Origin of the sequence: Thioalkalivibrio sp. ALMg11 (assembly GCF_000377905.1) — a bacterium.
Taxonomy (GTDB): domain Bacteria; phylum Pseudomonadota; class Gammaproteobacteria; order Ectothiorhodospirales; family Ectothiorhodospiraceae; genus Thioalkalivibrio.
The window spans coordinates 251,631-272,510 of the sequence record NZ_KB898874.1 but is presented as its reverse complement, the minus strand read 5'-3'; the positions used below and the strand labels follow the sequence as shown (position 1 = coordinate 272,510).

Here is a 20,880-nt window from a genome sequence, read left to right as displayed (position 1 = left end):
GAGGACGTTCCGGGCTACCTGATCCCCTGACGAACCGCTCCCCGGTTTGTTGTAATCGGTTGTGTACACTGCGGCAAAGCTCTCACCTACCCCCTGGCTGCCTGGAGACCCTGTGCGCTACGTCTTGCTCTCGATGGTGCTGATTGCCCTGATCTTCGCGCTGGGGAATGTGGTGCTGTTCAATACGCTGCCGAAACCGGACCGGCTGCAAGAGCCGCTGGTGCTGGATTACGGGACTTCGTCGGATCAGTTCCGGCGGGACATGGGCCTGCTCCTGCAACAACCGGTCGTGAGCGGCAACCGGATTGATCTGTTGCAGGACGGCGAGGCCATCTACGCAGCGAAGCTTGAGGCGATCGAAAACGCCAAGCATTCGGTCACCTTCGAGGTCTACGAGTACTGGGGCGAGCAGGCCGCGATCTTCTCCGAGGCCCTGGCGCGGGCGGCGGAACGCGGGGTCCGGGTGCATGCCGTGCTGGATTTCCTTGGCTCGCGCAACGCCGACCCCGAAATGTTCGAGCGCATGGAGGACGCCGGAGTGGAACTGGTGCGCTGGAGCGCGCCATCCTGGTATCAGATGTCGCGTTTGAATTACCGCACCCATCGCAAGCTATTGGTGGTGGATGGGCATATCGGCTTCATCGGGGGTGCCAACGTGGCGGATCCCTGGGTTGACGGTGACGACCGTGATGGTTATCGCGACAACCACTTCCGTATCCAGGGCCCGGTGGTCGGTAATCTGCAGGCGGTGTTCATGGAGACCTGGCTGGACGCCACGGGGCGGATGCCCACCGGCGAGGCGTATTTTCCCGAGCTGCCAGAAATGGGGGATCGCGACGGCCAGGTGGTTAACAGTGCCCCGCGCAGGGGGCGTCATCGGGTACGCCAGATGTTTCTGCATGCGATCGTCGCGGCGGAAGAGCACATCACCATCGGCACGGCCTATTTCTATCCCGACCCGCGGTTCCTGGAGGTGCTGGAGGAGGCGGCCGACCGGGGCGTCCGTATTCGCGTGCTGGTCCCGGGTGACAGCATGAACTTCGGCTTCTTCCGTCATGCATCGGTCAATCGCTGGCGGCCGATGCTCGAATCCGGGGTGGAGCTGTACGAATATCATCCGCGCATGTACCACTCCAAGCTGATGGCGATCGACGACCGCTGGGCCAGCATTGGCTCGGCCAATCTGCACAATCGGTCGTTTCGCTTCAACGACGAGGCCAACCTGAACATCTGGGACGAGGATTTCGCCCGCGAGATCCGCGAGTTGATCGAGTCGGACAAGGCCGATGCCGAACGCCTGACCATCGAGGACTGGGAGAACCGGCCGCTCCGGCGACGCCTGGCGGGGTGGATCACGCACCTGATTGGTCCCTATCTCTAATGCACCACCGATCTACATCCCCTGGCAGGAGCGCGCCATGACACCCCCCACGGCTGGCCAGACCCCTTCGCTCGACATCGGGGTCATTCATTTGCCCGAGGGCGGGGCGATTGGCATGACTCGCTGCCCCGGTAAGCGGCCGGATGGAACGCGTTGCGAGGTGCAGGATGTGCAGGCGGATTTGGCGGCGCTGCGGGATTGGGGTGCGAACGTGCTCGTGACCCTGAATCAGGCGCCTGAGCTAAGCGATCTGGGTGTCCCGGATCTCGGGCAGACCGTCCAGGCGGCGGGCATGCACTGGCTGCATCTTCCGATCGGCGATATGGCAGCCCCCGGTCGCCCATGGGAGGAAGGCTGGCGGGTGGTGGGCCCGCAGATACACCAGCGGTTGCGGTCCGGCGAGCGCGTGGTTTTCCACTGCGGCGGAGGGCAAGGCCGCGCCGGGACCATTGCCGCCCTGACACTGATCGAACGCGGTTACGTGCCGGAGGATGCCATCCGGGAGGTCCGTGCGGCTCGCCCCGGCGCGATTGAAAGCCCCGACCAGGCGCGCTACCTGTGCGGCCATCCGCGCACGGCCTGAAGCCTTTCGCTATCGAAGCGCGGTGTCGGCGCCGCACCGTCCCGCAGGGGGCGTTGCCTGTATGTCTGTTCTGTGGGGCCGGTCAGGAACGGTTCAGCGGCCGCGTCACGATGAAGGCTCCTGGAAGTGCGTCCCGATCGTGTGCCTCGAGGGTGGCCATCGCGGCGGTACGGGTGGCGAACAGCCCGATGCGAACCCGGTAGTGCTTGGAAGCACCTTCCGGGCCGTCGACCACCTCCAGACGGCTGGAAAGGCCCTGGGCCTTCAGTGTCCGATCAAGTTTCCGGGCGTTCGCCAGTTCCGCGAATACGCCGGCCTGGATAGAGTACAAGCGGTCGTGCGCGGGGTTGTCTCCCGCCGGGGCGTGCTTGCTTGCGAGGGTGGCTTCCTGGGGCGTCTCCCGGCTTTCCCTTTCAATTCGGACCGAGTGGCGAGCGCGCGAGAAAGGACGGATCGCGGGTTCCGTAACGGCCTCGCTGTCCTCGATGGACAAGGGCATCGCTGCGTCCAGGATCGAAGGAGTGACGTGTTCGGCTTCCAGAGGCTGGCTCGCGTCTTGGCTAGCCGATTGGTCCGGCTCGGCGGCGAGGGGCCCCGGGGCTCCGATCGCGGCGCCTGAATAGACGCCCAGAACGAAAAGCAGGATGGTGGCCAGCGGGGTGCCCACCACCAAAATAAACAGTTGGCGTCGGGTAAGGAACAGATTGATCATCTTGTGACCCTCCTTGGCAGGGTGTTTGCCGTTACGTCCTCGAGGGGCGATTCCATCTGTGTGTGACGGAAAAATGGCGTTCCCGCCCCTCTGATGGAGGGATAAGCAAACAAGATGCCAGTTTGCGGCGGCGGTCGGCATGGCGATTCGGTGTCCGCGGGCGCATGCCACCTTTGGGCACCCATTCCGGGGGTATCCACGTCTCGCCTGAATATTCGGCCACGGACCAATTCAAGGGGAAGTGATGCGCAGTGCCCTTTACGACCGTTTTATTCTCAAGCTCACCACGCCCTGGTATGCCGCGGTCTTGCAGCGCCTGGCCGAGGATGCGGTGGTCCTGGATGTCGGTGTCGGGACGGCCGGTGCGCTTCTGGCGAATGCCGACGCCATTCGTGACAAGCACCTGCACGTGGTCGGGATCGATGTTGACGCGGACTACATCGCGCATGCCCGGCGCAGGCTCCATGGCTCCGGGCTGGAGGACCGGGTGGAGCTGCGGCAGGAGTCTGTCTATGACCATCAGGGCGGGCCGTATGAGGCGGTGTATTTCTCCGCCAGTTTCATGCTTCTGCCCGAGCCGGAACGCGCACTCACCCATTGCTGCAGAATGCTCAAGCCGGACGGACGGATCTACTTTACCCAGACCATCCAGCAACGCCCGGCGCGCTGGCTGGAACGGCTCAAGCCGATGCTCAGGCGCATCACGACCATTGACTTTGGTCGGGTGACCTACGAGGCGGATTTCCGTGCCCACATCCGCAACGCGGGTCTCGAACTGGAAGAATTCACCGTGCTTGCTCGTCACGGCGGCCGGGCCTCCTGCATCGTCGTCGTACGTCCCCCGGTTGCCGACATGAGCACGCCATAGGACACCATCCGGTGTTCACACACGCCTCGGGAGACAGAACTTGAGTGGATGGGTTGCCGGTGTCGACCTTTCCGGGCCGGGGAGCGCGCAGCATACGTCCGTTGCGGTCTTTCGCCCCCGGGGAAGCGCGTTGGAGCTGATGGAGCTGGTTGCTGGCGCGGATGACGCCCGAATCCTGGAACAGGTCCCGGAAGGCGCGGTAGTCGGTTTGGACGCGCCCTTGTCGTATTCGGCCACCGGCGGTAGCCGCGAGTCGGATCAGGCCTTGCGCCGCCGGGCCGTGGGGCTGGGTCTCCCGGCAGGGACCGTGATGGCCCCATCGGCGCCACGCATGGCCTACTTGACGTTGCGCGGCGTGGCCGTCAGCCGGATGCTCGGTCTGGAACGCCCGGATGCGCGAGTGGTCGAGGTGCATCCCACCGTGGCCATGGCCCTGCGAGCGGCCCCCGTCGCCGTCTTGCGGGCCATGAAGAAGGACCTGGCGGCGCGGCAGACGCTGCTGGACTGGCTTCAGCTGCAGGGACTGACAGGTGTGCAGGACCTTGTGGACGCCAGCGACCACTCGGTGGCGGCCTGTGCCGCGGCCCTGGCCGCCTGGCAGTGGAGCCAGGGCAAGCCCGCGTGGATCTATCCGGCGCAGCCGCCGTTGCATCCTTTTGACTTCGTCTGCTGAACGGATCTCGTCACATCAGAAGCGAGGGAAGGACTGATGACTGTAGACGTTCGCGCTTGAGTCGATTTTACGTGCGCGAGTATGACCACCACTATGCCAATGTGGTGTTCGGGTTGGGGGTATCGACGTGTCTACGTGGTCAATCATGGTCGCCTACCGCGGTCATTACCGGGAGTTGGTACCTGGCGACGACTGCCGCTTCCGGCTGCTGAAGCCGGAGAAACACGTGCGCGACGAGAATCGCATTGGCGAGGCCGACCCCGACGTGGCGCATTGATCCCTGTTTCCCTGGAGGTTTCCGACATGACTGCCCAGACCATCGACGAACTCTTCGCCTCACGGTCGCCGGAAGAGGGGCAGGTGGCGGTTGTCGCCATGACCCGCGATGGCCTCGACACCACTTCACGGGCGGATCTGCTCGAGCGAGCCGGCCGTTTGGCGGCCGGACTCCGGGAGGCCGGCCTGGAGCGCGGGGACCGGGTGGTGCTGTTCGCCCCGAACAGTCCGGAGTGGGTCATCGCGGCGCTGGGCGTGATGAGCGCGGGGGGCAGCCTGGTGCCCCTGGACACGCAGATGCCCTCCGAGGATCTGCAGCACGCCCTGTCCGATTCGCGTCCGCGCTTCGTCTTCACCACCTCGAGGCTGGAACAGCGCCTCCCGGACGACTTGGGCGAGGTGCGCACCTGTCTCTTCGATGCCGAGCCGGAGACATCGAAGGCGTGGGAGAAGCTTCTGAAGCAGGATCCGGCATCGTCGGTTGCGCGACACGACGATATAGCGGCGGTCTTCTACACCTCCGGCACCACCGGACCGCCGAAGGGCGTGCCGCTGACCCACCGGAACCTGACCAGCAATGTCGAGGCCCTGTGTGCGGAGGAAATCGCGGACCATCGCGACCGGGTCCTGGTCCCGCTGCCGTTCCACCACGTCTATCCCTTTACCGTTGGCCTCCTGGTCCCCCTGACCCTCGGGGCCCCCATCATCGTGCCGTTCTCCCTGGTAGGGCCGCAGATCGTGCGCGGCCTGCGCGACGGCGAGGCAACGGTGATGCTGGGGGTGCCGCGGCTCTACGAGGCCGTATGGAAGGCCCTGGAGGATCGGGTTGCGGGGCGTGGGTGGATCGCGGCGCTGTTGTTCCGGCAGATGCTGGGGCTGTCGAGACTGGCGCGCCAGCGATTCGGGCTGCGCCTGGGTCGCAGGCTGTTCAAGGGCCTGCACCAGCGGCTCGCCCCGCGCCTGCGCCTGGTGGTTGCCGGGGGTGCCGCGCTCGACCCTAACCTCGCGCGCGACCTGCAGGCGCTGGGCTGGGAGGTGGGTACCGGTTACGGTCTCAGCGAGACCGCGCCGATTCTCACGTACAACCCGCCGGACCGGTTGCGACTGGAGGCCGCGGGCCTGCCCCTGCCGGGCGTCGAGCTGGCCATCGACGACGCTGAGTCCCGCGACGGGCGCGGCGAGGTAATGGCCCGGGGCCCGAACATCTTTGCCGGCTACCTGAATCTTCCGGACAAGACCGAGGAGGTCCTCGACGAGGACGGCTGGTTCCGCACCGGGGACACGGGCGAGATCGACGACGATGGCTACCTGCACCTGCACGGTCGCGAGTCCTCGATGATCCTGCTCTCCGGGGGCGAGAACGTCGATCCGGAACGGGTAGAGGGCGCCCTGCAAGGCATTGACGAGATCCGCGAAGCCGGCGTGCTTGCGCATGACGATCGCCTGGCGGTGGTCGTGGTTCCGGAGTCGGGGCTGTTGCGCGAGGTCACCGGCGAGGACCTGGAGAAACGGGTGAAGGATGCGGTCAAGCGCGCGGCAGAGGAGCTGCCGAGTCATCACCGCCCGGGCGTGGTGCGCATTGCGCTCGACCCCCTGCCGCGCACGCGTCTCGGCAAGCTGCGCCGGCACAAGCTCGAAGAGCTTTTCAAGGAATTAGGCAAGGAAGATGCCGTTTCCGAGGCGCGACCGGAGCCGGTCTCTCCGGAGTCGATGGCCCCCGAGGACCAGCAGCTGCTCTCGGACCCGGGCGCCGAACGTACCTGGAACTACCTCGCCGAGCGCTTTGCTGATATCCGCGTTACGCCGGACAGTAGCCTCGCCGAGGAGCTCGGGATCGATTCGCTCAGCTGGGTCGACCTCACGCTTGCGCTGCAGGACCGCGCCGGGATCGACCTGGATGATTCGGCGATCGAACGCGTCGAAACGGTCCGGGATCTGCTGCAGGAGGCGGCCGGGGCCTCCGGAGCCAAGGAGGGCCGGGGCGAACTGAAGGCGCAACTCGAAGATCCGGAAGCGCTGCTCGCCGAAGACCAGAAAAAGGACCTGGAGCCCCCCGGCACGACCCGCCGCGTGGTCGGCGGCCTGCTACTGGTTTTTGCGCGGCTGCTCTCGCGGTTGCTGATGCGCGTGGAGGTGCAGGGCAGTCTTCCGGCCGACGGTCCTTACCTGCTCGCACCCCGCCATCTGAGTTTCGTCGACCCCCTGGCGCTGCTGCCCGCCCTGAGCAGGCGGGATCTTGAGTCGCTGTACTGGGCCGGTCTGGAGGATTACTTTTTCTCCAACCGGTTATATGGAGCCCTCAGCCACACTGCGCGCGTCCTGCCGATCGACCCCGGGTCCGCGCCGCGTAGGAGCCTCGCTCTGGCGGCGGCCAGTGTGAAGCGGGGACACAGCCTGATCTGGTTTCCGGAAGGCCAGCGCTCCCCGGACGGCACGCTCCAGAGACTGCGGCCCGGTATCGGGCTCGTGCTCGCGGCACAACTCGTCCCGGTGGTGCCCGTGTGGATCGAAGGCACGCGCGAGGTGTTGGCGCCAGGCAAGCATTTCCCGCGTTTCGGCGGAAGGGTGCGCGTGGTCATTGGGGAGCCGGTTCTTCCGGAGCATTACGGTACCGACGAGCGAGAGATTGTCCGCACCCTGCAGTCCGCGCTGGAGGAACTGGGCGCTGCGGAAGAACCCGGCAGGTGACCACTACGTTGACCGATAGGGGGTGAGGGTGTGTCTGGCGTCCACTACGCTGGCTGGCGGCTGAAGAGTCATCGGGGGTGCGGCGCGGTATGCCGTCGCCACGGGTGCCGCCGCGCGATTAAATCAGCGTCTCCTTAAGGAAACACTGATTAATGTACACGTTCGCGTTGGTGCCCCAGGTTTTCCGAGACAAGGCGCGGTCCGCAGCCGGTAGTGGTTCTACCGGCAAGGGGCGCAACGCAGGATCGGGGAACCTGGGGCACCAACCCCACAAGCCATTGAATGCAGCGGCTCGGCCACTTTTGCGCGCGCACGGCGTTGCGGCTCCCTTGTGCAGAATGACTGCACGGCAGTCACCGCGCCTTGTTCGCACGCAAAAGTGACTCGAGCGCGAACGTGTACATTAATCAGTGCTTCCTTAAGCGAAGGAACCGTGATGTGCCGTGCCGAGGATGTCGAGCGGTGGTTTCGGGACGCTCGTGGTGAAGACAACGGTCGGTCCGGCCTGGACGATCTCCCGTAACCGGTGGACGTCAGCATGAGAGACGGCCTGGAAAGAGGCGATTCTCGTTGAAACACTGAGCCTTGGGGCGACTCAGCCCCTGTGTGTCCTGATCTCCGGGCCGTGGATGATGATCAGCCGCTTCGCGAACTCTCGATTGGCGGATCACGCTGACAAACCCCTCTCACCGCGACAGTCGGGACGGCCATCGGGGGCGGCCCCCGAGCTTGCTATCTGGTCGGCACGATCTAATCTCGGGGTAATGCCCTCATGTGACAGGGCGAGCGTTTTGGCCAGCCCGGCTCTGTAATACCTGCACTTGGTCTGGTGCAGGCCAAGGCGATTGTGTTCTGTATCACTTCGCCGTGGAGGAATTTAAATGGCCAAGAATATTTTCATCGTTGGGGCCGACCCTTTCAACATGAAGAAGATCAGGGCGGTTGATATCGGCGTCGACTATAGACTCCATGAACTATTGAGTTTTGATGAGGTGAAAGCCAAAGGGTTTTATCCTGTCGAAGAATGCCTCGATAAGGCACGCGAACGTCTCCACGAATTCGACGGTTCGATCGACGGAATTCTCGGTTATTGGGATTTTCCAGTGACCACGATGGTGCCGATCCTCTGCCGCGAATATGGACTTGCCTCGCCCTCGCTCGAGAGTGTCCTCCGCTGCGAGCACAAGTACTGGAGTCGGCTGGAACAGCACAAAGTCATCCCCGGCATGGTCCCGCGATTCGATGTCGTGGACCCGTTCGATGATGCCGCCATCGACGCCATAGACGTTCCCTTTCCCTTCTGGATCAAGCCGGTTAAGGGGATGGACTCGCTACTTGCATTCAGGGTAGGCAACCAGCGCCAACTGAGCCACGCCATTGGCCAGTTCCGCGCGCGCATTGATCGCATCGCCGGACCCTTCGACCAGATCCTTTCGTATGCAGATCTCCCTGAGGAGATTGCCGCCATCGGCGGCCGGAACTGTATCGTTGAACAGGCTGTCGGCGGGCGCCAGTGCACGATAGAGGGTTACGTGTTTGCCGGGAAACCGCAGCATTACGGGATCATCGATTCGATCAATTATCCCAACCGTTCGTCGTTTCTTCGCTATCAATACCCGTCTAGCCTTCCGAAGCGGGTGAAGAACAGGATCAGTGAGGCGACCAACAAAGTATTGCTACACTTTGGCTACGACAATGCGACCTACAACGTGGAGTTTTTTTACCGGCCGAAGACCGAGGAACTTACGTTGCTGGAAGTCAATCCGCGACTGTCGCAATCACATAGCGATATGTTCGAAAAAGTGGATGGGGCTTCTAATTTCCAGATCATGCTGGAACTGGCCTTGGGAAGGGCACCGGATTTCCCGTTACGGCGCGGCCGCTATGGGTGTGCCGCGAAGTTTCACGTGCGCGTGTTCGAGGACGGAATCGCCACGCATGTTCCCAGCGCCGGCGATATCGAGCGTATCCAGGAGGAATTTCCGGATACGCTGATCGAACTCAAGGTCGAGCAGGGGGCGCGGCTCTCGGACCTGCTGGAGCAGGACAGCTATAGCTACGATATCGCCCATGTCCATACGGGCGCAGAGGATCGCAAGGCATTGCTGGAGAAATACAATCGCATTCTGCAGGCCCTGCACTTCGAGTTCGGTTCTGTTCCAGAGACGTCAGGCAAGGCCCCGGAGGTGCAGAATGCTGTGTCCTGAGATGCGGCCTTCGCTACGGGGTTGGAATCGGAAATGGCCCGGGGGTGTGCGAGTGTGCGCGGCCGGGTTTTCCTCTTTGCACGGGATCCGGCTTGCGCGCATGGCGTGAAGGGCGATCCTGTTCAAAAAAGCAGTGTTCGGTAGCCCCGGCGCGTATGAGTGGGACAATCAGTCGCGTTTGCGGACCTGCGGCAGGCGGTCTGATGAGGCAGCCCGGCACCGTGGGGCGGCTTTCGGACGTAGCGGCGCGGCCCTGGTCTGGTCTGGCTTGGCCGCACATCTTCTGGGTACGGGCTGTGATGTGCGTTGGCTTATCCCGTCGCAGGTCTTTTTGGTGGCGGACGGTTCATGCACAACGGCGGAAGTCGGGTGAACGAGCGGGCCGGGTCCGGAGGAGAACGGACCATTGCGAACTTGGGGCTAGCTCCTGATTATGGCTAAAGTGATGGGATTGATCGCGGCCGGACCCCGGCCATCCGATTCCTGCAAGGAGCGCGAGCATGTCAGCAAGACAACAAGTCACGGAACTGCTGCGCCGCGCTGACGTCGATGCCGGCGGCGAGCGGCCCTGGGATCTGCAGGTCCACGACGAGCGCCTGTATCAGCGGATTCTGGCCGAGGGCTCGCTCGGCGCCGGCGAGGCCTACATGGACGGCTGGTGGGACACCGAGCGGCTCGACGAGTTGTTCTTCCGGTTGCTCCGGGCCAGCCTGGACGACAAGGTCCGTACGCCGTCGGTACTGGGCCAGGTGTTGCTGAGCTGGCTCGGCAACGAGCAGAGTCGCAGGCGCTCGCGGCGGGTCGCGGAGCAGCATTACGACCTTTCGAACCGGCTCTACGAGGCCATGCTCGGGCCGACCATGCAGTACACCTGCGCCTATTACGGCCCCGACGGGGCCGACACGACCCTGGACGAGGCCCAGCGTGCGAAGCTGGACCTGATCGCGCGCAAGCTGCACCTGGAACCGGGCATGCGTGTCCTTGAGCTGGGCGGCGGATTCGGCGAGCTGGCCCGGTTTCTGGCCGCGGAGCACGGGTGCGAGGTGGACAGCTACAACATCAGCAGCCAGCAGGTGGAGTACGCGAGAGGGCTTTGCGAAGGCCTGCCGGTCGACGTTCGGCAGCAGGACTACCGCGAGGCGGCCAATGAATCCCGGCAATACGACCGGGTCCTGAGTGTCGGTCTGATGGAGCACGTCGGGCCGAAGAACTTTCGCGCCTTCTTCGACCTGGCCCGGGCCCGCCTGAAGCCCGGCGGCCTGGCGCTGGTCCACACCATCGGCGGCAACATCAGCCGCACCAGCACCGACCCCTGGATCGCGAAATACATTTTCCCCGGTGGCGTGATCCCGGCCGAGGCTCAGCTCACCCGGGCCAAGGAAGGTCTGTTCGTGCTCGAGGACTGGCATAACTTCGGCCCGGACTACGACCGCACCCTGATGGGCTGGGACGACAATTTCGTCGCCGCCTGGCCGGAGCTGCAACAAAGCGACGGGCTGGACGAGCGCTTCTACCGGATGTGGCGCTATTACCTGTTGAGCTGTGCCGGCGCCTTCCGGGCGCGCAACCTGAATCTCTGGCAGCTCGTGCTCAGCCACGGCGATCTGCCGCGCTATGAGCCCGTCCGATGAGCAAGGCCGCCTGGGACGCCCACCGCGATCGCGTGCAGGCGATGGCCACGGCGCTGGCCGAATCCGACGGGCCGGTGCGCCTCCGGAAGTCCACCAGCAACCTGTTCAGGCCGCGCGAGGAGGCCCGCCGGACCGCGATCGACGTGGCTTCGCTCAACCACGTCATCGCGATCGACGCCGAGGCCTGTGTCGCCGAGGTCGAGGGCATGACGACCTATGCCGACGTGGTCGACGCAACCCTGCCATACGGCCTGGCACCGGCCATCGTGCCGGAACTCAAGAGCATCACGGTCGGCGGCGCGACCACCGGGATCGGCATCGAGTCAGGCGCGTTCCGCTACGGCCTGGTGCATGACATGGTGGAAGAGCTCGACGTCATGGTCGCCGACGGCCGCGTGTTGACCTGTTCGCGCGAGCAGCGCCCGGAACTGTTCTACGGCTTTCCGAACTCCTACGGCAGCCTCGGTTACGCCACGCGGGTCCGCCTGCGTCTGATTCCGGTGCAGCCCTATGTCCGGCTCGAGCACATCCGTTTCCGGGACCCCGGAGAACTGTTCGCCGCGATCGACGAGGAATGCGCGCACCCGACCTGCGCGTTTCTCGATGGCGTGTACTTCGCCCCCGGCGATTTCGTGCTGACCCGCGCGCATTTCGTCGAATCGCTGCCAGCGGGCATCGAGGCCAGCGACTACACCTGGATGCGCCAGTACTGGCAGAGCCTGCGCGAGCGGCGCGAGGATTATCTGAGCATCCACGACTACCTCTGGCGCTGGGACACCGACTGGTTCTGGTGCAGCAGGAATGTCGGGGCCAACCTCAAGCCGGTGCGGCTGCTTCTCGGGCGCAAACGCCTGTCGAGTGTCACCTACCAGAAGATCATGCGCGCCAGCCGCCGCTGGCCGCTGAGCCTGCTCCAGTCCATTCAGCCGCGCACCGAGGCGGTGATCCAGGACGTCGACATCCCGATCGCCAACGCCGCGGCATTTCTGGAAGATTTCGAGGCCGAAATCGGCATCCGCCCGGTGTGGATCTGCCCGTTTGTCGTTCCCGACGCCGGGTTCTCGTTGTTCCAGTTGCGTACTGATACCGCGTACATCAACTTCGGCTTCTGGGACATGGTCCGCTCCAGTGAGCCCGATGGCTACTACAACGCCCGGGTCGAGGAACTGGTCGCGAAGCACGGCGGCAAGAAGAGCCTGTACTCGCGCAGTACCTACGACGAGACCACGTTCTGGCAGAACTACGACCGCCCGGCCTACGAGGCCCTCAAGCGCGAATGCGACCCCGACGGGCGCTTTCCGGGGCTCTATGAAAAGGCGGTAAAACGGGGCTAAGGCCGGTTTTGTCTCCGTGCGGAAAATGCTGGTCCAGCCCTGGCGGGTTGCGCGCCGGGAAAGCGCGGAGACCGGCAAGATCGCGATCGACTGTCAATGCTTCGTCGCGCGTCCAGGGTGCCGTGGGCTGACCCCATTAACGCGGCACGCAAAATGAGTTAACGGATGCTTTGACAGGGGGCGGGGAGTCGGTAGAATACGCCACTCGAAGACGACAGGCGCGTAGCTCAGTTGGTTAGAGCACTACCTTGACATGGTAGGGGTCGTTGGTTCGAGTCCAATCGCGCCTACCAATTTGTTGAAAAAAGCGAGCCAGGGTCCGCCCGGCTCGCTTTTTTTATGCCCGGGCGGTCGGCGGATGTCCCGGATCGACAGGGCGCGTACGCGGCGTCAGGCTGGTACCGGGCGTGCTATTCGATAAAGGGGGCATCGCGTCGGGCGATTGCTTGTTCATGCGTGATCCATATCGGTTTTCCTGGCTTCTGGCAGTGCTGTTTCTGGCACTCGCGGCGGGTTGTGCGCCGTTGCAGCCGGCGCCGGAACGCGGATGGCAAGCGTTGGAGCTCCCCGCCTCAGAGGGGCCGCTGGCGGAGTGGCTGGAAGGGTTCGCGCCGGCTCGCGAGCAGGGGAAGACGGGGTTCCGACTGCTGGACGAGGGGGCCGAGGCCTTCCGCTGGCGGGTGATGAGCGTGCGCATGGCGCGCGAGCGGATCCAGGTGCAGGCTTATATCTGGCGCGACGATGCGGCCGGCCGGGTACTGATGGGCGAGTTGCTGGCGGCGGCGGATCGCGGCGTGCGGGTCTCCTTGCTGCTGGATGACATCGACGCGCGCGGGCGTGACGCGACGCTGGCCGCGATTGCCCAGCATCCGAACGTTGAAGTTCGGATCTTCAATCCCTTCCGTACGCGCGAGGGTCTGCTGCGGGCCAGTGTCGAGTTCTTCTTTCGCGGCAGCGACCTGAACCACCGGATGCACAACAAGGCCTGGGTGGTGGACGGGCGCCTGGCGATTACGGGCGGGCGCAATGTCGGGGACGAGTACTTCGAGGCGAGCCCCGATTACAATTTTGCGGATCTGGATCTGGTGGTGGTGGGGCCGCTGGTCAGGGAGATCGACCGGTCGTTCGTGGAATTCTGGAACAGCCCTGGCGCGATCGGGGTCGAGCGCGTTGCGCGAGAGGCCGGTTCGCCGGAGCGCCTGGCGCTGCAGCAAGGGTCCCTGCGGGCCTGGCTGGCACAGAATCACACCCACCCGCTGATGCAGATGGAACCCCTGAATGGGCAGCCGGTGCCGCAGCCGATTGCCGATGCGGCGGCATATGTGTGGACGACGCGCGCGGAGTTCGTGGTCGATGACGAGGCCAAGGCGCGTGCACGAGGCGATGGCTCGCGCGTCGCGGACGCCCTGGGTGAGCGGCTGCTGGGTGTGGAGCAGGAACTGCTGATCGTCTCGCCGTACTTTGTTCCGGGGCGTGACGGGACCGCCCAGCTGTCGCGGATGAGCGAGTCGGGGGCGCGTGTACAGGTGCTGACGAACTCGCTGGCGGCGAACGATGTGGCCTTTACCCATGCCGGCTATGCGCGGCGTCGACATGCGCTGCTGGATGCCCGGGTCGAGCTGTTCGAGCTGCGCCCGACCGGGCCGCCGCGCTGGGCGCGCCTGGAGCGCGATCGCGGGATCGAGCCCTCGCAGGCCAGCCTGCATTCCAAGCTGCTGGTATTCGATCGCGAGGAGGCCTTTGTTGGCTCGTTCAACCTGGACCCGCGCTCGGCGCAAACCAACAGCGAGTCGGGTGTGTTCTTGTCCGAGCCGGTTTTGGTGGAACGGCTGGCCGCACTGCATCAACGGGGGATTCGGCCGCAGGTGGCCTACCGGGTGGAGCGGGATGCATCCGGTGGTCTGGTATGGCGGGACGGTTCCGGAAATGCCTACCGTCAGGAGCCCAAGGCGGGTTTGTGGCGGCGGTTTGTGTCCGGCATGACCCGGATCCTTCCCGTCGAGCCGTTACTGTAGGCGGTCGATCCTGGCGAGAGCGCACAACATAAAGGGATAGCGAGACATCATGGATTGTGGACAGTGTGGCAAGCAGAACCCGCCAGAGGCGCGGTTTTGTATTCAGTGTGGTGCACCGCTGGAGGCCGGAGCCGGTGCTCACGATGGCCCGCCCGAGGCGCGTTCGGCCTACGGTGGCTTCTGGGTACGCGTGGGGGCCTATCTGCTGGATGCGGTGATTATCGGTGTGCCACAGATCGTGGCGCAGGCGCTGATCAGCCCGGAGACACTGGCCGCGCGCGGGCCGGATGACCCCGTGCCGCCTGGGGAGGCGGCCTGGTTTCTGGTGAATGTCGTGGTGGCCTGGCTGTACTGGGCCGGCATGCACAGCTCCCAGTACCAGGCGACGCTGGGCAAGATGGTGTTTGGCCTGCGGGTGGTGGACTTCCAGGGCGAGCGGATCTCGTTCCTGCGCGCGACCGGGCGGCATTTCGCGACCATCCTGTCCGGGCTGATCCTGATGATCGGCTACATCATGGTGGCCTTTACCAAGCGTCGTCAGGCCTTGCACGACCTGATCGCGCAGACCCTGGTGGTGCGCAAGGAGTGGGTGCGCTGAGTGTGCCAGGGGCTACGCACAACTCCCGATTCGAGCCGCAGCGCGCGCCATGAGTGACGCGGCGAAGCATATCGATGTGGTCGTGATCGGTGGCGGGGCGGCCGGGCTGATGTGCGCCCTGACCGCGGGCGGGCGTGGGCGCCGGGTGCTGGTACTGGACCATGCCAACCGGGTCGGGAAGAAGATCCTGATGTCGGGCGGCGGCCGCTGCAACTTCACCAACATGTACTGCGAGCCGGAGAATTTCATCTCCGCGAACCCGCATTTCGTGAAGTCCGCGCTCAGCCGCTACAGCCAGTGGGACTTCATCGCCCTGGTGGAAAAGCACGGCATTCCCTACCACGAAAAGAAGCTGGGGCAGCTGTTCTGCGATCGCTCCTCGAAGGACATCGTGCAGATGCTGCTGGACGAGTGCGCCGCGGCCGGGGTCACGGTACGCACGGATACGCCGGTGGCGGACGTGGAGCCAGGTGCGCCGCACCGGCTGATGGCCGGCCAGGAAGCGATCGCCTGCGAGTCGCTGGTGATTGCCACGGGGGGTTACTCCATTCCGCGCATGGGGGCCACGGGCTTTGGCCTGGATCTGGCCCGCTCACTGGAGCTTCCGGTACAGCCGACGCGGCCGGCGCTGGTCCCGTTCACCTTGAGCGGGCGGCCCCTGGAGGAGCTGGAGGGGCTGTCGGGTGTGGCGCTGGATACGGTGACGACGGCCGGGGGCGTGGGGTTTCGCGAGAATCTTCTGTTCACGCATCGGGGGCTGAGCGGTCCCGCGGTGTTGCAGGCGTCCTCCTACTGGGAAGAGGGGCAGCCGGTGGCGATCGACCTGTTCCCGGGCATGGATCTGGCGGCGCACCTGCGCGAACTGCGCGAGCAGCGTCCGAAGCTGGAACTCAAGAGTGTGCTGGGCGAGCAGCTGACGCGCCGGGTTGCGCAGCGCTGGTGCGAGCTGTGGGTGGAGAACCGGGCACTGGAGCACTTGAGTAACGCGGATATCGAACAGGTGGTAACCGTCTGTCAGCCATGGACGGTGTGGCCCGCGGGGACCGAGGGCTATCGCACCGCGGAAGTCACCCTGGGCGGGGTGGATACCGCTGCGCTGTCATCCAAGACGATGGAGTGCCGAACGGTGCCGGGGCTCTATTTCATTGGCGAGGTGGTGGACGTGACCGGGCATCTGGGCGGGCACAACTTCCAGTGGGCCTGGGCCTCCGGGCACGCGGCGGGCGAATACGCCTGAGCGGTTTACAAGCGCCGTGGACACGGCCTTTCGTGCTTTGCCCGAAACTGTGGTGGGGTCTTTCCTGTCGGGTTGGAAGAACCTGCGGAGGGTGACTACTCTCCGAAGACAGCCCACGCACAGCAGAAATGCGCAGAAATCCAAGGAGCAGGCATGAAGATCGATCAGTTGGTAGAGACGGCCGAAGCGATGGTGGAGCCCGGCAAGGGCATCATCGCCATTGATGAATCCACCGGGACGATCGGCAAGCGCCTGGGCGCGGTCGGTGTCGAGAACACCGAGGAGAACCGCCGCACGTACCGCGAGTTGTTGCTGACCACGCCGAAGCTGAAGGAATACATCTCGGGCGCGATCCTGTACGACGAGACGCTTCGCCAGTCGACCCGCGACGGCAAGCCCTTTGTGGATGTGATGAACGAGGCCGGCATCCTGCCCGGTATCAAGGTCGATACGGGCGCGAAGGATCTGGCCGGCTTCCCCGGCGAGAAGGTGACCGAGGGCCTGGACGGGCTGCGCGAGCGGCTCGAGGAGTACGCCAGCATGGGGGCCCGCTTCGCCAAGTGGCGCGCGGTGATCACCATTGGCGAGACCATGCCCACCGATACCTGCATCGAGTCGAATGCGCACGCCCTGGCGCGGTATGCCGCGCTGTGCCAGGAGCACGGGATCGTGCCGATCGTAGAGCCAGAGATCCTGATCGACGGCGACCACGACATCGAGACCTGCTACGGCGTGACCGAGGCGACTCAGAGGGCCGTGTTTCGGGCGCTGTACGAGCATCACGTGCTGCTCGAGGGCACGATCCTCAAGGCCAGCATGGTGCTCCCGGGCAAGGACTGCCCGGAACAAGCGACTGTGGACGACGTCGCCCATGCGACGCTGCGCTGCCTGGAATCCGCCGTGCCGGCGATCCTGCCGGGGGTGGTGTTCCTCTCGGGCGGGCAGAGCGACGCCGATGCCACCAACCACCTGGACGCCATGAACCAGATCGGCGGGACCCCGTGGCCGCTCTCGTTCTCCTATGGCCGCGGCATGCAGCAGGCGGCGATGGAGCTTTGGGGCAAGGATCCGGCCGCCAATTTCGAAAAGGCCCAGCAGACCGTCTTCGAACGCGCGCGCGACAACGGGCTGGCGGCCCAGGGGAAGTACGGGGCCTGAGTTCGCCGCCTACCAGCCGCGGTGTGCAATCGCGGCAAACGGATTGCCGTATCTATTGATCTGGATCAAGAAAGACCGCCGGAAGGCTGACTAGCCTGAGATCGTCGGATTCGATCCTCGGCCCAGCAAGGGATGCACGACCCCCCAGCGTGCGGTGCGGGCCGGTTGCTTCCGACGGTGTATGTCGCGTCTTGGCCTGCTATCTCCGGATAGCAGGCTTTTTTGTGTCTTTTTCGGGCGAAATGTGATCTTTTCCTCAACGGGGGAGAAATTCGCCAACGCTCAGGAACTGCCCCCATTCATTCTTGATCTCCTTTGAATGCTTCCGAACATACCGTTGTAGGGCGTCTTGATGCCGGGTCCTGTGCGGAACATTTCACGCCGTGGTGCGTCGTGAGCTAGGTGAGGTAAGCCTCCGGGCGCCCTGAAAACACGATAAAGCCACGAAGGAGATGCACATGAGTCTTACGCGGAGAGAGTTTCTCGAAGCCATGGTCGCGGCCAGTGCCGCCGGGTTCTCGATGAATGCCTGGGCAGGCGAGAAGGGATCCTGGAAGCCGGCCGACGGGAACATGTACGACCTGCCGAAGTTCGGCAACGTGTCGCTGCTGCACTACACCGACTGCCACGCGCAGCTGAAGCCGGTGTATTTCCGCGAGCCGGACGTGAACATCGGCGTGGGCGACATGCAGGGCAAGCCGCCGGTGCTCGCCGGGAAAGACATGCTCGAATATTTCGACCTCAAACCGGGCACGCCGCTGGCGCACGCGGTTACCCATATGGACTTCAAGTACGCGGCCGAGAAATACGGGCGCCTGGGTGGCTTCTCCCATCTGTCCACGTTGATCCAGAAGTTGCGCGCCGAGCGCCCGAATTCGCTGCTGCTGGATGGTGGTGATACCTGGCAGGGCTCCGCCACGTCGCTGTGGACGAACGGGCAGGACATGGTCGATGCGCAGAAGCTGCTGGGCGTGGACATCATGACCGGCCACTGGGAGTTCACCTTCGGCGACGACCGGGTGATGGAGATCATCGAAAACGACTTCAAGCCCAACAACATCGATTTCCTCGCGCAGAACGTCGAGGATCGCGACTGGGGCGACCCGGTGTTCGACCCCTATACCATTCGCGAGATGAACGGTGTGGCGGTCGCCGTCATCGGGCAGGCCTTCCCCTACACCACGGTTGCGAACCCGGACTACAAGATCCCGGATTGGAGCTTCGGCATCCGCGACGAGCACATGCAGCGCATGATCGACGAGTGCCGCGGGAAGGGCGCCAAGGTCGTAGCGATCCTGTCGCACAACGGCATGGTCACCGACATGGAGATGGCCCGCCGTCTGCGCGACGTGGACATCATCATGGGCGGTCATACGCATGACGCGGTACCGGGCGCGATGGAGATCGAGAATGCCGGCGGCGAGACCACGCTGGTCACCAATGCCGGTTCCAATGGCAAGTTCGTTGGCGTGATGGACCTGGACGTGACCGACAACGGTATCCGCGACTACAAGTTCACCCTGCTGCCGGTGTTCTCCAACCTGCTCGAGGCGGATGCCGAGATGGAGGAGCACATCCGCACGGTGCGCGAGCCCTATGAGGACAAGCTGAACGAAGAACTGGCCGTAACCGACGGTGTTCTCTACCGCCGCGGCAACTTCAACGGCACCTTCGACGAGGTCATCATGGACGCGATGATCAAGGAGATGGATGCCGAGGTGGCCCTGTCGCCTGGCTTCCGCTGGGGCGTGAGCGTGCTGCCGGGTTCGCCCATCACCTTCGAGGAGTTGATGACGCAGACCGCGACCACCTACTCGGAGACGCAGCGCAATGAAATGACAGGTTCGCAGCTGAAGAACGCCCTGGAAGACGTGGCCAACTCGATCTTCAACGCCAACCCCTACCATCACCGCGGCGGGGACATGGTGCGGACCTCCGGCATCGAGTACAGCATCGACCCGCACGAATCGATGGGCAGTCGTATCAGCGACATGCACATCAACGGCAAGGCGCTGGACCCGGACAAGAAATACGTGGTGGCCGGCTGGGCCAATGTGCACGAACCGCTGGACACCGATCCGGTGTGGGATGTCGTCGCCAGCTATCTGCGCGATCGCGACACCATCAGCCCCGGCAAGCCCTACCTGCCGAAGCTGAAGAACGTCGCAGGTGATCCCGGCCTGGATCGCTGATTGGCGTTTGGCTTGGCCCGCGCGAGCGGGCCGGGTAGTCTCGCAGCCGCTGTGCACCATTCCGGTGTGCGGCGGCTTTTGTATGGGAGAGGGGTTCTGGAATGGGAACGACCGGATCAGGCTTTTCCGGCCTGCTGCTGTATTGCCGCGCGGGCTTCGAGGCGGACCTCACTGCGGAGCTGACCGATCGCGCGGCCCGGGCAGGCCTGGGCGGGTTTGCGCGGGTGCAACCAGGCAGCGGGTACGTCCATTTCGAGCCGGCCGGCTGCACGGTGGAGGCGCTGGCGCGGGCATTGCCCTTCGAGGAATTGATCTTTGCGCGGCAGGTGTTCCCGGCGTTGCCCGCGCTCGAGGGGCTGGATCGGGCGGATCGACTGACGCCGATCATCGAGCAGGCGTTTGCAGCCGGTTGCCCGGTGGATTCCATCTGGCACGAGATGCCGGATACCAACGAGGGCAAGGGTCTGCGCCGGTTGATCAAGGCCGTGGAACGGCCGCTGGCCTCCGTCCTGCGCAAGCGCGGGGTGCTGCGTTCGCAGGCAGGCGGGGTGCGCCTGCATGTCTTCTGGCACTCCGGCGACTGCGTGCAACTGGGCCTCAGCCGGCCCGGCGAGCGCAGCGAATGGCCGGGCGGCATCCTGCACCTGCGCTCGCCGCGCGAGGCACCCAGCCGGTCGACCCTGAAACTGGAGGAGGCCTGGCACACCTTCATCCCGCGGGACGCCTGGGACAGGCGCCTGGCGCAGGGGATGCAGGCCGCGGACCTGGGGGCGGCCCCGGGCGGCTGGACCTGGCAGCTGGTGCGACGCGGCATGTACGTGCATGCAGTGGACAACGGGCCGATGGACGCCCCGTTGATGGCAACCACCCAGGTGGAACACCACCGCGAGGACGCCTTCTCCTGGGTGCCGCCGAAATCGGTCACCTGGCTGGTCTGCGACATCGTGGACAAGCCCTCACGGGTGGCCGCACGCATGGCGGACTGGCTGGAGGCCGGCTGGTGCCGCGAGGCCATCTTCAATCTGAAGCTACCGATGAAACAGCGCTGGCAGACCGTGTACGACTGCCTCGACCACATCGAGGAACGCCTGCTGGATGCCCGAATCGCCCACCGCATGCGGGCGCGACAGCTCTATCACGACCGCGAGGAGATCACGGTGCATGTGGAGCGAAGCTGAGCGGGCTTTTACTCGCCCGGAACCGTAATCCGTGGAGTCCCCAGGTTCAGACCTTCCCTTTTGGCCGGCCTGCTAACTCCGAAGGTAGACCCCGGAGGCATGAAGTTGCTTTGGGGGGGGCAGGGTGGCTTTTCAGTGGAAAGGGGGAG

General features: G+C 64.6%; 16 protein-coding genes and 1 tRNA gene. 16 read left to right on the top strand and 1 reads right to left on the bottom strand.

What is annotated here, in order from left to right:
• Positions 1-112 precede the first annotated feature (112 nt).
• Together D578_RS0108790 and D578_RS0108785 are read left to right on the top strand one after the other, a co-directional pair.
• Positions 113-1,381, top strand: a complete 1,269-nt coding sequence (locus D578_RS0108790; RefSeq protein ID WP_018949596.1) for a phosphatidylserine/phosphatidylglycerophosphate/cardiolipin synthase family protein — start codon at positions 113-115, stop codon at positions 1,379-1,381.
• Positions 1,382-1,418: 37 nt separating this feature from the next.
• The gene (locus tag D578_RS0108785) at positions 1,419-1,964 is read left to right on the top strand and encodes a cyclin-dependent kinase inhibitor 3 family protein (protein ID WP_026289266.1); all 546 of its coding nucleotides are present in this window, start codon (positions 1,419-1,421) and stop codon (positions 1,962-1,964) included.
• Between the two features lie 82 nt (positions 1,965-2,046).
• Here D578_RS0108785 and D578_RS0108780 read toward each other — a convergent pair whose 3' ends face one another.
• Complete coding sequence (locus D578_RS0108780; protein WP_018949594.1) at positions 2,047-2,676, bottom strand: SPOR domain-containing protein; 630 nt, start codon at positions 2,674-2,676, stop codon at positions 2,047-2,049.
• 244 nt (positions 2,677-2,920) lie between these two features.
• Here D578_RS0108780 and D578_RS0108775 point away from each other — a divergent pair, with 244 nt between their 5' ends.
• From D578_RS0108775 to rlmM, 14 genes are all read left to right on the top strand, one after another.
• Positions 2,921-3,544: a class I SAM-dependent methyltransferase gene (locus D578_RS0108775; RefSeq protein ID WP_018949593.1), complete on the top strand. Its 624-nt coding sequence runs from the start codon at positions 2,921-2,923 to the stop codon at positions 3,542-3,544.
• A gap of 40 nt (positions 3,545-3,584) precedes the next feature.
• A complete protein-coding gene (locus D578_RS0108770) occupies positions 3,585-4,217 on the top strand; it encodes a DUF429 domain-containing protein (protein ID WP_026289265.1) in 633 nt (210 codons plus the stop codon).
• Positions 4,218-4,344: 127 nt separating this feature from the next.
• Entirely contained in the window at positions 4,345-4,494 is a 150-nt protein-coding gene (locus D578_RS15895; RefSeq protein ID WP_155996774.1) for a hypothetical protein, read from the top strand.
• 26 nt (positions 4,495-4,520) lie between these two features.
• On the top strand, positions 4,521-7,181 hold the full coding sequence (locus D578_RS0108760) for an AMP-binding protein (RefSeq protein ID WP_018949590.1): 2,661 nt from the start codon (positions 4,521-4,523) through the stop codon (positions 7,179-7,181).
• An 881-nt stretch (positions 7,182-8,062) separates the two neighbouring features.
• Entirely contained in the window at positions 8,063-9,388 is a 1,326-nt protein-coding gene (locus D578_RS0108750) for an acetyl-CoA carboxylase biotin carboxylase subunit family protein (RefSeq protein ID WP_018949589.1), read from the top strand.
• 500 nt (positions 9,389-9,888) lie between these two features.
• A complete protein-coding gene (gene cfa, locus D578_RS0108745; protein WP_018949588.1) occupies positions 9,889-11,019 on the top strand; it encodes a cyclopropane fatty acyl phospholipid synthase in 1,131 nt (376 codons plus the stop codon).
• Entirely contained in the window at positions 11,016-12,353 is a 1,338-nt protein-coding gene (locus tag D578_RS0108740) for an FAD-binding oxidoreductase (protein WP_018949587.1), read from the top strand. The genes cfa and D578_RS0108740 overlap by 4 nt, the downstream gene beginning before the upstream one ends.
• A 216-nt stretch (positions 12,354-12,569) precedes the next feature.
• Positions 12,570-12,646, top strand: a tRNA-Val gene (locus tag D578_RS0108735).
• A 159-nt stretch (positions 12,647-12,805) separates the two neighbouring features.
• Complete coding sequence (locus D578_RS0108730) at positions 12,806-14,368, top strand: phospholipase D family protein (RefSeq protein WP_018949586.1); 1,563 nt, start codon at positions 12,806-12,808, stop codon at positions 14,366-14,368.
• A 49-nt stretch (positions 14,369-14,417) separates the two neighbouring features.
• Positions 14,418-14,966 carry an RDD family protein gene (locus tag D578_RS0108725; RefSeq protein ID WP_018949585.1) on the top strand — a complete coding sequence of 183 codons (549 nt, stop codon included), beginning with the start codon at positions 14,418-14,420 and terminating at the stop codon, positions 14,964-14,966.
• Positions 14,967-15,015: 49 nt separating this feature from the next.
• On the top strand, positions 15,016-16,203 hold the full coding sequence (locus D578_RS0108720) for an NAD(P)/FAD-dependent oxidoreductase (RefSeq protein ID WP_018949584.1): 1,188 nt from the start codon (positions 15,016-15,018) through the stop codon (positions 16,201-16,203).
• Between the two features lie 153 nt (positions 16,204-16,356).
• Positions 16,357-17,361: a class I fructose-bisphosphate aldolase gene (locus D578_RS0108715; RefSeq protein ID WP_018949583.1), complete on the top strand. Its 1,005-nt coding sequence runs from the start codon at positions 16,357-16,359 to the stop codon at positions 17,359-17,361.
• Between the two features lie 458 nt (positions 17,362-17,819).
• The gene (soxB, locus tag D578_RS0108710) at positions 17,820-19,553 is read left to right on the top strand and encodes a thiosulfohydrolase SoxB (protein WP_018949582.1); all 1,734 of its coding nucleotides are present in this window, start codon (positions 17,820-17,822) and stop codon (positions 19,551-19,553) included.
• 101 nt (positions 19,554-19,654) lie between these two features.
• A complete protein-coding gene (gene rlmM, locus D578_RS0108705; protein WP_018949581.1) occupies positions 19,655-20,731 on the top strand; it encodes a 23S rRNA (cytidine(2498)-2'-O)-methyltransferase RlmM in 1,077 nt (358 codons plus the stop codon).
• Positions 20,732-20,880: the final 149 nt, after the last annotated feature.